The organism is Pseudomonas sp. NPDC089392 (genome assembly GCF_044749595.1).
Lineage (GTDB): Bacteria > Pseudomonadota > Gammaproteobacteria > Pseudomonadales > Pseudomonadaceae > Aquipseudomonas.
Window position 1 is genome coordinate 89,453 of sequence record NZ_JBIVIF010000010.1, and the last position, 15,255, is coordinate 104,707.

The 15,255-nt window shown below is 62.6% G+C and carries 2 protein-coding genes; both read right to left on the minus strand.

The features are described from left to right. Nucleotides 1-77 precede the first annotated feature (77 nt). Nucleotides 78-11,891: an amino acid adenylation domain-containing protein gene (locus ACIP1G_RS12060; RefSeq protein ID WP_400736977.1), complete on the minus strand. Its 11,814-nt coding sequence runs from the start codon at nucleotides 11,889-11,891 to the stop codon at nucleotides 78-80. Between the two features lie 12 nt (nucleotides 11,892-11,903). Beyond that, a complete protein-coding gene (locus ACIP1G_RS12065; RefSeq protein ID WP_400736980.1) occupies nucleotides 11,904-15,254 on the minus strand; it encodes an amino acid adenylation domain-containing protein in 3,351 nt (1,116 codons plus the stop codon). Nucleotide 15,255 lies beyond the last annotated feature (1 nt).

Genomic DNA, 15,255 nt, shown 5'->3' on the forward strand with positions numbered 1-15,255 from the left:
AAGCCCGTTGCATGCCCCAAGGGATAGACAACGGGCTTTCGCAGGTGGCTGCCGCCCCTCGAAAAGGGCGGCCGGGATCAGGCGCTCACCCTGGCCTCCAGCGCCAGCATCGCGATCACACCGTCGAGCACCTCAGGATGATTGAGGATGTCGTAGTGCCCGGCATCCACAGCAACATGCCGCGCATTGCCGGCGATCCGGCCCTCGAATGTACCCGTGCCCGCCCACCAGCATGCAGCATCGGCAGCAGTACCTGGTAACGCTGCCATCTGTTGCGAAAGCACCTTGAGTTTCATCGCCACCACAAAGGTGTGCGCCAGTTCTGCGCTGCCTATTTCGGCATAAGCCGATTGCCCTGCCTCGGTTGCTCGTACCGTCTCAATGACCTGTTCCAACATCTTGCTGTCACCAGCGGCCGGTATGGCAGGCACTGCCAACCTGTGCTTTTCGACGCCCAGAATCACACCCAGGAAGCCCTGAAGGTCTTCACCCCAGTCAGCGTCAGGCTGCATCTGGCCCGGCTGGGGAATGAAGCTGTCCACCAGGCTCAACATCGAAACCTGCTGCCCCTGGTTTTCCAGTTCGTTGGCCACCAATACCGCGAGGGTGCCGCCGAGCGACCAACCGACCAACTGATAAGGGCCGTCTGGCTGTTTCTGGCGAATGTACTGGGCATAATCGATGGCCATTGCCTGAATGGAGTCGTCTTCCCACGTGTGGTCCAGCAACATGCGGCATTGAATGCCATAGACTGCACAACGGCCGTCCAGGCGACGGGCCAACGGCTCATAGTCGAACACCGTGCCAAAACCGGCGTGCAGGCAGAACAGCGGGCTGGCGTCTGGAACGCGGCTGTTCAGCAACAAGACCGGGTCCAGGCTGGCTTCCTTGTCCGTGTAACCGGACAGTTCGGCAATGGTAGGCCTGGCAATGACGTCGCGCAGCTTGAGTTCTATTGGCAGTTCCTCGCACGCGCGTACCCTGGACAACATCTTCAAGACCCGCAGCGAATCGCCGCCCAACTCGAAGAAGTTGTCTTCGACACCCACGCTGGGCACATCAAGCACTTGCTGCCAGATATCCACCAGCGCTTGCTCAATGGCGTTGCGCGGTGCGACCTGCAGCCGCTGGCCTGCAAACTCGGGGGCGGGCAACGCATTACGGTCGATTTTGCCATTGGGCGTAAGCGGCAACGCCGGCATCAGTACCAGTTGCGCAGGCACCATGTAATCCGGCAACTCGGCGCCCAGGGCCTCGCGCAGTGCCTGCACAGGGCGGACTTTCTCAGCGGTAACCACATAACCGATCAACTGTTTGCCGGTGGCACTTTCACGCGCCACCACCACGGCGTCTTTCACGTCGCTCAGGTCGCGCAGGCGCGCTTCGATCTCGCCAGGTTCAATACGGAAACCGCGAACCTTCAACTGGTTGTCCATGCGCCCGATAAAGTCGATCACCCCATCAGCGCGGCGTCGAACCCGGTCACCGGTGCGGTACAGGCGCAAGCCCTGGCCGAACGGATCGGCGACGAAACGCTCCGCCGTAAGAGACGGCCGTTGGTGATAACCGCGGGCCACGCCTTCCCCGCCGATGTAAAGCTCACCGGCCACACCATCAGGCAACGGGTTGAGGTACTGGTCGAGCACGTACAGTGTGCGCTCGCCGACACGCGCCCCAATCGGTGCATACACGGCCTCGCAAGTCTGCTCTCGCGATACCTTCCACAACAATGGTGTAACCACCGTCTCGGTCGGGCCATAACCATTGGTCAGCCACTGTGGCCGCAAGCTGCGTTTGACCTGCTCGAACAAGGCGTTGGGTACCGCGTCACCGCCAAAGCAATAGACCCGTACCGGCGGAGGCGCCTGCTCCTGATCCTCGGCGAACTCTGCCAGTTGCTGAAGGTAGGCCGGGGGGAAACAGGCAATATCGATGCGCTGCTCATGTAGCACCTGCCAGGTTTCTTCCGCCGTCCACAGGCGATTGTCACGCACCACCAGGCAACCACCGGATGACAACGTCGACTGCCAGCGCTCCTGTGCACCATCGAAGGCGAATGACATGAACAGCAACTCGCGGGTGGTTCGATCCATCTCGTACAACGCTGCGATTGCCTCGCAGTGCATGCGGATCTGCTCATGGCTGACTGCCACGCCTTTGGGCTTGCCAGTAGAACCGGAGGTGTAGATCAGATAGGCAAGGTTGCTACGCTGCATGTTTACCAGCGGCGATGTTGCCGGCATGTGCGTGAACTGCTGCACATCCAGTTCTACACAGTGCTCCACCTGAGCGAAACGCTCTCGCAGGCCACTGGAAGTAATCAGCAAATGCATGCAAGCGTCGTCGACAATCCACTGCAGGCGCTCCTGCGGGTAGTCGATGTCCAGCGGTACATAGGCCGCACCGGTCTTCATCACGGCCAGGAAGGCCACAATGACATCGACCGAACGCTCCAGGGCAATGCCAATGGTAGTCTCTGGCCGTGCGCCCATGGCAATGAGCTGATGCGCCAGGCGGTTGGCACGCTGCTCCAACTGGCGATAGGTCAATTGCCGATCTGCACAGACGACCGCGATGGCATCGGGGCGAGCATCTGCATGCTGGGCAATCTGCCCGGCCAAAAGCGGCTGGTGCTGCGGGCTGGTGGCCAGCTGGTTACGCTCACTGGCCTGCTGCACCTGTGCCGGGGTCAACATATCCAGGCTGCCAAGCGTCGCCTGCGGGTTATCCAGCATTGCCACCAGCAAACGCTCGAAGCTGCCACGCAGCGCGTCAGTGGCGGCTTCGGTGAAGCAATTGCGCAGGTACATGAACTCCACCATCAGGGTGCTACCCAGTTCCACGCACAAGTCCATTGCATAGTTGGTCACGCCCCGCGCGCTGACATCACCGAACTGCAGGGTATCGGTGCTGTTCTCCGTCAGGCGCTCATCGACCGGGAAGTTCTCGAACACGACGATGCTGTCGAACAATGCCTGGCCAGGGCGGCCGGCCCAGCGCTGGACATTGGCAAGGGCGGCATGTTCATGGTCGCGCAACTCGATGTTGTAAGCCTGCAGTTGTTGCAACCATGCCTCGACACGTTGTTCGGGCTCGGGCGCCTGCACCACCGGCAGCGTGTTGATGAACAAGCCCAGCATTTCATCGGCGCCCTCCAGGCTCGGCGGACGCCCAGCCACCGTTGCCCCAAAGCACACGGTCGCCTGCCCGGTGTAACGCTGCAACACCAGCAACCAGGCCCCCTGAATCAGGGTGTTCGGTGTCACACGCAGCCTTTGCGCTTGCTCGCGCAGGCGCTGGGTTCTTTGCGCATCCCAGCGCAGGTAAAGCGCAGCATGCCCGGCCAGTTCCCGTTCGGGGCGAGGCATTACAGTGCCCGCCAGCAAGGTCGGGGTTTCCAGGCCGCGGAGTGTTGCGCTCCAGAATCGTTCCAGTTGTTCCTGAGATTGGTTGCCGAGCCAGCGAATGTAGTTACCAAAACGCACGACAGGGCGTTCAAAGGCTTGCCCATGATAGGTCTGCAGCACTTCGCCCAGCAGGCGCGAGTCGCTCCAGCCGTCCATCAGAATGTGGTGCCGCGTCCAGATCAGGTGCAAACGGCCATCGCCCAAGCGGACCAGCGTCAGGCGCATCAGCGGCGCACTCGACAGCTGGAAGCCTTGGGCAGCCTCCTCTACGGCCATTGCCTTGAGTGCATCCGCCGAGCAATCCCGTTGCCGCCAATCGAGCACCTGCAACGGTAACGCCACTTCGTGCAGCACCAACTGCAGCGGCTCGTCCAGTTGCGGGCTCGACCAGAATGCCGTACGCAGAATGTCATGCCGGCCAATCACCTGCCGCCAGGCCTCGGCGAACCGATCAATATCCAGCCCCGCAACCGAGACCGCGGTCTGGTTGATATACAGCCCAGCTTCCGGCCCCTGCAAGGTGTAGAAGAGCATGCCCTGCTGCATCGGCGAAAGCGGATAGAGATCCGCGATCTGCTCCACCGGCACTGGCAATTGGTCACGCTGCTGCTGGGTCAGAACCCCCAACGCATCGGGAGTAGCTATGACAAGTTGGCTTTCGGCTTCTACTGTGTCGTCTTGACAGCGGGCAATCAACGCCAGGCTCTGCACGGTCTGATGCTCGAACAGTTCCTTGGGGGTGAAGTGAATGCCTGCCTTGCGCGCCCGGCTGACCAGCTGCAGAGACACGATCGAATCACCACCCAACTCGAAGAAATTGTCACCCAGACCGACTTTCTCCAGTTTCAACACATCCGCCCAGATTGCCGCAATCTGCTGCTCCAGCGCGCTTTGCGGGGCAATGTACTCACCCTGCAACTGGCTGGCATCCGGCTGCGGCAGGGCCTTGCGGTCCAGCTTGCCGTTCGGCGTTACTGGCAGCTTGTCGAGCAGCAGCAGGTGCGCCGGCACCATGTAGTCCGGCAGGCCGGCCTTCAGGGCTTCGCGCAGGTTGTCGCGCAATACGCCTTGGTCTAGCGTGTTGTCGGCAGGCACCACGTAGCCCACCAACTGCTTGCCGCTCGGCCCGTCCTGGGCCAGCACCACGGCTTCCTGCACTGCCGGCAGTTCCAGCAGGCATGCTTCGATTTCGCCCAGCTCGATACGCAGGCCGCGGATCTTCACCTGATGGTCGATACGCCCGGCGTAATCAATCACGCCATCGGCACGGTAGCGCGCCAGGTCACCGGTGCGATACAGGCGCCCGCCGGTGTCACTGAACGGGTCCGGCACGAAGCGTTCAGCGGTCAGCGATGGGCGCTGGTGGTAACCACGGGCCAGGCCCACGCCACCCAGGTACAACTCGCCGGCACTGCCGCGCACGGCCGGTTGCAGGCTGCCTTCGAGGATATGGGTTTTCAGGTTGTCGATCGGCTGGCCGATCGGCACGCTGATGCTCTCGTCCGGCTGGCAGGTCCAGTGGGTGACGTCGATGGCGGCTTCGGTCGGGCCGTACAGGTTGTACAGCCCCGCTGTCGGCAGGCGTTGCAGGGTCTGACGCGCCAGCTCGGCCGGCAGCGCTTCACCGCTGCACACCACGCGCTTGAGGCTGACGCAGCGCTCGACCGCCTCGTGGGTCATGAACGCCTGCAGCATCGACGGTACGAAGTGCAGTGTGCTGATGCCGTAGTGGTTGATGGTTTCGACCAGCAGCTGCGGGTCGCGGTGCGCACCCGGTTGGGCCATGACCAGGCGCGCGCCGGTCATCAGCGGCCAGAAGAATTCCCACACCGACACGTCGAAGCTGAACGGGGTTTTCTGCAGCACGCTGTCGCTGGCGTCCAGGCCATAAGCCTTCTGCATCCACCACAGGCGGTTTACCAGCGCCTGGTGGCTGTTGCCAGCACCTTTCGGCCGGCCGGTGGAGCCAGAGGTGTAGATCACATAGGCCAGGTTCAGCGGCGCGACGTCGATATCCAGATTGGCGTCGCTGTAGCCGCTCAGGTCCTCGCTATCCAGGTCCAGACTGCGCAGGCCGGCCGGGATCGGCAGGCTGTCGCGCAGGTGCGACTGGGTCAGCAGCAAGGCAAGGCCGCTGTCTTCGAACATGTAGCTCAGGCGGTCCTGCGGGTATTCCGGGTCCAGCGGCACGTAGGCGCCGCCGGCCTTGACGATGCCCAGCAGGCCGATGACCATCTCCAGGCTGCGCGCCATGGCGATGCCAACCAGCACGTCCGGCCCTACGCCCTGCTCGCGCAGTTTGTGCGCTAATTGGTTGGCCCGGCCGTTGAGCTCGGCATAGGTCAGGGTCTGCTCGCCAAACGCCAGCGCCGGGGCATCCGGGGTGGCGAGCACCTGGGTCTCAATCAGCTGATGAATGCTGCTCTGCCCCGGGAAGCTTGCATCCGTGGCGTTCCAGTCCCTCAGTTGTTGCTGCTGCTCGTGCAGACTTTGCAAGGTCAGTTCGGCCAGTGGCTGCCCGGCATGCTCTACCAGGCTGGTCAGCAGGTTGCCCAGGTGCCGCGCCACCTGCTCAATGGCTTGCTCGGTCCAATGGCCGCGATTGTGGCTGTACTGGATTGACAACGTTGCACCCAGGCTCACCAACAGCGTCAACGGATAGTTGGTCTGTTCACGATTGGCCACCTCGCCAAAACGCAGGCCATCTGGCGCGCCCTTTTGCAATGCCTCGGCCACGGGGTAGTTTTCGAATACCAGCAGGCTATCGAACAAGGCATCACCACCCTGCCCCGCCCAGCGCTGCACTTCATACAGCGGCGAGTGCTCGAACTCGCGCGCGGCCAGGTTGCTCGCCTGCACTTGGGCAACCCACTGTGCGACTGTCTGCTCCACACGTGGCGTGCCGACCACCGGCAATGTGTTGATGAACAGGCCTATCTGTTCTTCCACCCCTGGCAAGTCAGCCGGCCGCCCGGCCACCGTGGCACCAAAGCAGACAGTGGCCTGACCGGTATAGCGTTGCAACAGCAACAGCCAGGCAGACTGCAGCAAGGTATTGACGGTAACCCGGTTGGCCCTGGCGAAGGCCTCGATCCGCTGGGTTTGTTCACGGTCGAAGCGCTGGTGGTACTCGCCCTGCCCGCTGGAGGAACGGCCGAGGCCAGTACTGTGGATGCTTTGCGCCAGGTAGGTGGGTGCCTCCAGGTCCGCCAATTGGCCCTTCCAGAATGCTTCAGCTGCGCCAGCATCCTGGCGCTGCAGCCAGCCGATGTAATCCCGGTAATGAGCCGCCTGCGCCTGCATCGGTAGCCCGGCATAGCGCTGCAGCACTTCGCCCAGCAAGCGTGAGGTACTCCAGCCATCCATCAGGATATGGTGGTTGGTATAGATCAGGTGGTGACGGCGTTCGTCGACCTGTACCAGAACCAGGCGCAGCAAAGGTGCGTCAGCCAGATCGAAGCCACGCTGACGCTCATCATCGGCCAACGCCTGCAAGGCCGTCTCCAGTTGCGGCTGGGTGCGCCAGTCGAGTTCGTTGAACGGCGAACCAACTGTTCTACGCACGATCTGCACGGCTTGCTCCAGTTCGCCTTGCCAGACAAAGCCGGTACGCAAGATGTCGTGGGCAGCCAGCACATCAAGCCAGGCCTGCTTGAATCGCTGCGGCTCAAGGTTGTCGACATCGACCCGCATCTGGTTGATGTAGTTACCGCTGTCCTCTTCATACAGGCTGTGGAACAACATGCCCTGCTGCATAGGCGACAACGGGTAGACATCGGCGATCTGCGCGGCGGCCACCGGCAGGTTGTCCAGTTGGGCCTGGGTCAGCCCTGCCAGCGGGAAGTCCGAAGGGGTTACCCCGCGATTCTGCGCCTGGCAGCAGTGCTCGATCAGCGCCTTGAGCTCTTGTGCATAGGCATCGGCCAAACGCTGAACGGTCGATGGCTCGAAACGTTCCCGGCTGAAGGTCCAGTTGAGCTTCAGCTCACCGGCAAATACCTGGCCGTTGATGGCCAGCTGGCTGCTCAAAGGCGTTGCATCATCATGGCCCTGGCCAGCGCTTTCCTGAGCAGGCGTTAACAAGCCAGTTGCCGTGTCAAAACTGCTGTCGAACTGGCCCAGGTAGTTGAAGACAATCTCGCCAGCCGGCAACTGCCCAAGCGCCTGGCGTGCCGCGTCCCCGCCCAGGTAACGCAGTACGCCATAACCAATCCCTTTGTCGGGGACTGCACGCAACTGCTCCTTGATGGTCTTGATCGAGCCCGCCCACTGCGCCTGCGGGCTGAGCTTCAGTGGATACATGCTGGTAAACCAGCCTACCGTGCGGGTCAGGTCGATACCGTCGAACAGGTCCTCGCGACCATGCCCCTCCAGGCGCACCAGCACTTGATCCCGACCGGTCCAGCGCCCGATTACCCGTGCCAGCGCGGTGAGCAGCAAGTCGTTGATCTGGGTACGGTAAGCAACCGGAGCCTCATGCAGGAGCTTGTGCGTCCATTGTGCATCCAGGCGAGTCGCCACCGAGGCGGCACACCGCTCCAGGTTGGCACCCAGCGGGTTGTCACACGGCAAATCATCGTCAACACCCCGTAACTGGCCCTGCCAGTAGGCCAGCTCCTGCTGCAACGCGGGCCCTGTTGCATAACCCTGCAACCGCTCGGCCCAAGCCTTGAACGAGCTGGTCTTGGCCGGCAACACTGGCGTTGTACCGGCGGCCAGTGCCTGGTAAGCCTGCTGCAAGTCTTCAAGCAGCACGCGCCATGAAACACCATCAACCACCAGGTGATGAACCACCAGCAGCAAGCGCTGACTACCATCAGGCAGGTCGCCCAACACTGCCCGCAGCAGTGGCCCCTGCTCCAGGTCAAGGCTTCGCTGGGCGTCGTTGCCCAACTGTTCCAATGCCTCGGCATGTTTAACCTGCCGATGCCACAGCAGCGCGTGCTGCGAGGTTGCGAACACTGCTCGCCAAGCACCTTCAGACTGGTCGAAGCGCAGACGCAGGGCATCGTGATGCTCGATCAGGTACTGCAACGCGGTCCGCAGGTGTTGCTCATCCAGCACCTCGCCGGCACGCAGCATCACCGACTGGTTCCAGTGGTGGCGTGCGCTGATGTCCGATTCGAAGAACCAGTGCTGGATCGGCGTCAGCGGCATGCTGCCCTCTACCCGCCCCTGGTCGATTGATGTCCCCACTTCACGCCGGGCAACCGCTGCCAACCCTTGCACGGTCTGGTGCTGGAACAGTTCCTTGGGCGTGAACTGGATATCCAGCTGACGGGCGCGGCTGACCACCTGCAGCGACATGATCGAGTCGCCGCCCAGCTCGAAGAAGTTATCGGCAAGGCCGACCTTCTCCAGTTTCAGCACGTCGGCCCAGATGGCGGCGATCTGCTGCTCCAGTTCGCTTTGTGGCGCAACATATTCGCCCTGCAACAAGCTGGCGTCCGGTGCCGGCAAGGCCTTGCGATCGAGCTTGCCGTTACCGGTCAGTGGCAGCTGCTCAAGAAACAGCAAGTGCGCCGGCACCATATGTTCAGGCAGGCTGGCCTTGAGTTCGCTACGCAGGCTGTCACGTAGTTGCGCCTGTTGTTCAGCGCCTTGCAACACACCTGCATCGGCAGGCACCACATAGCCCACCAACTGCTTGCCACTGGCGCCCTCCACCGCCAGGACGGCCACCTGGCGTACCGCTGGCTGTTCCAGCAGGCGCGCTTCGATCTCGCCCAGTTCGATACGGAAACCGCGAATCTTCACCTGATGGTCGATACGCCCGATGTACTCGATAACTCCGTCGCTGCGGTAACGCGCCAGGTCGCCCGAGCGGTACAGGCGGCCGCCATGGTCATCGAACGGGTTCGGCACGAAGCGCTCGGCCGTCAGCCCGGGGCGGCCATGGTAGCCGCGTGCCAGGCCAGCCTGGCCAATCAGCATTTCCCCCGTGCACCCCGGCAGGATCGGGTTCAAGGCTGCGTCGAGCAAGTACCACGACAGGTCGGGAATCACCTCGCCAATCGGGCTGCTGGCGCCCTTGTGCAGGTCTTCGAGGGTGATGGGCCGATAAGTCACGTGCACGGTGGTTTCGGTGATGCCGTACATGTTGATCATGCGCGGCTGGCGGTCGCCAAATACCTCGAACCAAGGTTTGAGGCTGCTGACCTCCAGGGCTTCACCGCCAAACACCACGTAGCGCAGGGCCAGGCCCTGCCCCGCCTGCGCTGCCTCGCAGGCCACCGGTATCAGCGGCTTGAATGCCGAAGGCGTCTGGTTGAGCACGGTAACGTGTTCGCGTACCAGCAGTGCGTGGAAGTCTTCGCTGGAGCGCGCCACATCCTTGGGCACGATGACCGCCTTGCCGCCATACAGCAACGCGCCGTACAGCTCCCACACCGAAAAGTCGAAGGCGTAGGAATGGAACACGGTCCACACATCACTGGCATCGAAGTGGAACCACTGCCGGGTAGCCGCAAACAGGCGCACCACGTTGCGGTGCGGCAGCAGCGTGCCTTTGGGCTTGCCGGTGGAGCCCGAGGTGTAGATGACATACGCCAGGTTGTCCGGGCTCACCCGGCAGGCAGGGTTGGCATCGCTGTAGCCAGCCAGGCCAGCTTCGCTGTCCAGCACCAGGGTATGCACGCCCGCCGGCACCGGCAACGCATCACGCAGGTGCTGCTGGGTCAGCAACAGGCGAATACCGCTGTCCGCGAACATGTAGCTGAGGCGGTCCTGCGGATGCTCCGGGTCCAGCGGCACGTAGGCAGCACCGGCCTTGAGAATGGCCAGCAGGCCAATGACCATCTCCAGGCCGCGCTCCACGGCCAGGCCGACCAACACATCCGGCCCGGCACCCAGCTCAAGCAGCTTGTGCGCCAACTGATTGGCCCGGCGGTTAAGCTCGGTATAACTGAGAGCCTGCTCGCCGAAAATCACTGCCACGGCATCCGGGGCGGCCTCGACCTGGGCTTCGATCAATTGATGAAGGGTCTGCTCTGCCGGGAAATGGCTCAGTGCCGGGTTCCAGGCCTGCACAATCTGCTGCTGGTCCTGCTGGCCGATCAACGGCAGCTCGACCAACCGCTGCCCAGGCTGACGAACGATAGCCTCAAGCAGGTTCACCCAGTGTCGTGCCATCTGCTCGATGGTCGCGGCATCGAACAGGTCGGTCGCATAGCTCAAGGCCGCGCCAAGGGTGTGCGCGTATTCGAAGGTGTCCAGGGTCAGGTCGAACTTGGCCGTGTCGTGGTCCCAGCTCAGCCCCTCTACCTGTAAGCCTTGCACGCTGCGTTGCTTACCCTTGGCCTGCATCTGGTGGTTGTACATCACCTGGAACAGCGGGCTATGGCTGAGGCTGCGCTCCGGCTGCAGTGCGTCTACCAGTTGCTCAAAAGGCAAATCCTGGTGGCTTTGCGCCCCCAGCACGCGCTGCTTGACCTGCTCCAGCAGATTGCTGAAGGTCATCTGCAAGTCGAACTCGGCACGCAGTACCTGGGTATTGACGAAGAAACCGATCAGCCGCTCGGTTTCCACCCGGTTGCGGTTGGCTACCGGCACCCCGACACGAATGTCCGCCTGCCCGGAATAGCGGTGCAGCAGGGTCTGGAAGCTGGCCAGCAACAACATGAACAAGGTCGCGCCCTGGCGCTGGGCCAGCTGTTTGAGCGAATGCACCAGGTGCTCCGGCAGCCGAACCTCATGCCTGGCACCTCGATGGCTGTTCGATGCTGCACGTGGCCGGTCGGTCGGCAACTCGAGCACCGGCTGGTCATCGCCCAGTTGCGCTTTCCAGTACGCCAGCTGCCGCTCCTGTTCACCGGCCTCCATCCACTGGCGCTGCCAGATCGCATAGTCGGCATATTGCACCGCCAGTGCCGGCAGCTGCACCGCCTCGCCTTGGCTGTATCCAGCATACAGCTGCATCAGTTCGTCGATCATCACGGGCATCGACCAGCCATCAGACACGATGTGATGCATCGTCACCACCAGCACATGCTCGTCCTGCGCCAGGCGCAGCAGCTTGACCCGCAGCAGCGGCCCTTGCTGCAGATCAAACGGGCGACGCGCCTCGGCTTGCACCTGCTCCAACACCGCGTGCTCATCAGCGTTTTGCAGGGTCTGCAAATCCAGCCTCAGGGTATGTTCGGGGTGGATGACCTGGACGGTGCCCTGCCCTGCGTCACTGAAGGTGGTGCGCAAGGTTTCGTGGCGGGCAATCAACGCATCGAAGCTGCGCTGCAAGGCCTCGATATCCAGACGGCCTTGCAGGCGCAAGGCAGCCGGGATGTTGTAGGTGGGTGCGCCAGGGTCCAGTTGCCAAAGAAACCACTGTCGCTGCTGGGCATAAGAGAGGGGTAGTGAAGCTTCAGGCTCGCGCTTGAAGATGGGGGTGACGCCATAAAGGTTCACCCCCTGCTGCTTGAGCAAGGCTGCCAGGGCCTGGCGCTCTTTGGTGGACAGTAGCTTTACAGACTCAAGCAGCTCTTGCACAGTAAAAATCTCCTAAGAAACCAGCTTTTCAATTTCCTCCGTAGATAGACGTTTCAAGGCCTCCAGGGATTTAGCCAGTTCGCTCTGCAGCGGGTCGGCCAGGGGCGTGAGTTGCTCCAGCGATGCGCAGTAATCGCCGAGCACGGGGTTTTCGAACAAGGCTTTCAGGCTGACCGGCAACCCTGCCTGTTCCTGGATACGGCTGGTTACCTGGGTGGCGATCAGCGAATGCCCGCCCAGGGAGAAGAAGTTGTCACTGAGGCCAACCTGGCCGACTTCCAGGACAGAAGCCCAGATCGCTGCCACCTGTTGCTCCAGTGGCGTAACCGGCGGCACATGCGCCTCGCGCAATTGGCCCGCGTCAGGGCGCGGCAGCAGCTTGCGGTCCAGCTTGCCGTTGGGTGTCAACGGCAACTGCTCCAACAACATGAAGTAGGCCGGCACCATGTATTCCGGCAAGTGTTTGCGCAATGCAACCCGCAGGCTTTCGCGCAGCGCTGGCAGGGCTGCTGCATCGTCCACCTTTGCCGCCGTGGCCGGCACCACATAGGCCGCCAGCTGCTGGCCACCAGGCCCATCAACGGCCATGACCACGGCTTCGCGCACCGCCTCTTGCTGTTGCAGACGCGCCTCGATTTCACCCAGCTCGATTCGGAACCCACGAACCTTGACCTGATGATCTACACGGCCAACGTATTCCAGTACACCGTCGCGCCGATAACGCGCCAGGTCACCCGTACGGTAGATCCGCCCACCGCCCTGTTCGTCGAACGGATTGGGGACAAAACGCTCGGCGCTCAGCCCTGGGCGGTGCAGGTAACCCCGTGCCAGGCCGGCACCGGTCAGGTACAGCTCTCCGACCGCGCCCACCGGTACCGGTTGCAAGGCACTGCCAAGCACGTAGGCAGCACCGTTGTCCAAAGGCCGGCCGATACTGGCCTTGCCGCCGGCAACCCTTAGCGTGAAGGTGGAGTAGGTGGTGTCTTCCGTAGGGCCATACAGGTCATACACAGCGCTTACATGCTCGAGTCGATAAAGGTCATCGACAAGCGACTGTTTCAGCGCTTCGCCAGCAAGGTTGATGGTTTTGACCGATGGCGGAATGCTGCCGCTTTCGCACAACTGCCTGATGGCCGAAGGCACGGTATTGACCAGCCGCACCCGGTCCCTGGCCGCCAGCTGCGGCAGCTCCAGGGCATTGGCGGCCAGCACTGCATAGCCACCGGCCGACAAGGTGACAAACAGCTCCCATACCGACAGGTCGAAGCAGATCGAAGTGGAGAACAGCACGCCGCACAGGTCTGCCTGGCTATAGACCGACAGCGACCAACCGATCAGTGCCGCCACGCTGCGATGCTCGACCTGCACGCCCTTGGGTTTACCAGTGGAGCCAGAGGTGTAGATGCAATTGATCAGGTTGCCGGCGCTGGTCACGCAGGCCAGATCGGTGTCCGGGTAGCCGTCCAGCGCCAACTGGTCGACCAACAGCGTGCGCGACTGGAACTGCCCTGGCATGCGTGCGATCAGGCCAGTCTCTGACAACAGCAGGATCGCCTGGCTGTCTTCGAGCATGTATTCCAGGCGGTCCTGCGGGTATTCCGGGTCCAGCGGCACATAGGCGCCACCAGCCTTGAGAATGGCCAGCAGGCCGACGACCATCTCCGGGCTGCGCTGCATGGCAATGCCCACCAGCACATCCGGGCCGACACCGTGCTCGCGCAGTTTGTGGGCAAGCTGGTTGGCGCGGCGGTTCAGCTCGCTATAGCTCAGGGTCTGCTCACCAGAAATCAGCGCCGGGGCATCCGGGGTTTTCACCACTTGCGCCTCGAACAGCTGATGGATGCAGTGCTCATCCGGGAAACTGGCCTGGGTCGCGTTCCAGCCGCTGACGATCTGCTGGTGCTCGGCGGCGTCCAGCAGGGCAAGCTCGGCAATACGCTGGCCGGGCTGGCGGATGATGGCGGTCAGCAGGTTCTGCCAGTGCAGGGCCATGGTTTGGGCAGTCGCGGCATCGAACAGGTCGGTGGCATAGATCAGTGCCGCGCCGATACCGGCCTGGTGCTCGAAGGTTTCCAGGGTCAGGTCGAACTTGGCCGTGTGGTTGTCCCATGCCACGGCGTCCAGCTGCAGCCCCGGCAGGCTGCGCTGCTCGCCCCTGGCCTGGGTCTGGTGGTTGTACATCACCTGGAACAGCGGGCTGTGGTTCAGGCTGCGCTCTGGCTGCAAGGCCTCTACCAGTTGCTCGAACGGCAGCTCCTGGTGGGCCTGGGCCTCGACGACCCGCTGCTTGACCTGGCCGAGGAATTCGCTGAAGGTCATCTGCAGGTCGAACTCGGCGCGCAGCACCTGGGTGTTGACGAACAGCCCGACCAGGCGCTCGGTCTCCACACGGTTGCGGTTGGCCACCGGCACACCGACACGAACATCGGACTGCCCCGAATAACGGTGCAGCAGGATCTGGAAGCTGGCCAGCAACAGCATGAACGGGGTCACACCCTGTTGCTGGGCGAACTGTTTGAGCGCTTGCGCCTGCTGCTCGTCCAGGTCGATGGCCAGGCGCTCACCCTTGAGGCTGCTGACCGTTGGCCGCGGGCGGTCCGTCGGCAACTCCAGCACCGGGGCCTCGCCGCCCAGTTGCGCGCGCCAGTACGCCAGTTGCCGCGCCTGTTCACCGGCCTCCATCCAGCTGCGCTGCCAGATGGCATAGTCGGCATACTGGATAGGCAGCGTTGGCAATTGCACATCGCCGCCTTCGCGATAAGCCGCATACAGCTGCACCAGCTCTTCCACCATCAATGGCATCGACCAGCCGTCGGCAATGATGTGGTGCAGCACCAACACCAGCACGTGCTCTTGTGTATCCAGCTCCAGCAGTTTGACCCGCAGCAGCGGGCCAGCCTCAAGGTCGAAGCCTTGGCTGGCCTCACGCTCCACCTGCTCGCGCAGGGCCCGCTCGCCTGCACCGCTCAATCGTTCATGGGCCACGGCCAATGACTGATCCGTGTGAACCACTTGCACCACCTGTTCGCCGTGTTGGCGGAAGGTTGTACGCAGCGCATCGTGCCTGGCCAGCAACGTGTCGAAGGCCCGCTGTAGCGCAGGCCGGTCCAGCTCGCCCTTGAAGCGCAGGGCCGTGGAGATGTTGTACACCGCGCTGTCCGGGTCCAGCTTCCACAGGAACCACTGGCGTTGCTGGGCGTAGGAAAGCGGCAGTTGTTCGAACTCGCCGCGCGTCTGCGGGATGGGCAGCTGCGCCAGGCTGCTGCCCTTGGACGCCAGCTTCTCCAGGAACATCTTGCGTTGCTCCAGCGGCAGTCGAATGAAGCGGTGAACCAGGTCGGTGTTGCGGTTATCGGTGCTCATT

What these genes read in the sequence shown, in the direction of transcription:
- ACIP1G_RS12065 (WP_400736980.1), bottom strand. Translation starts at nt 15,254, where the DNA reads ATGAGCACCGATAACCGCAACACCGACCTGGTTCACCGCTTCATTCGA.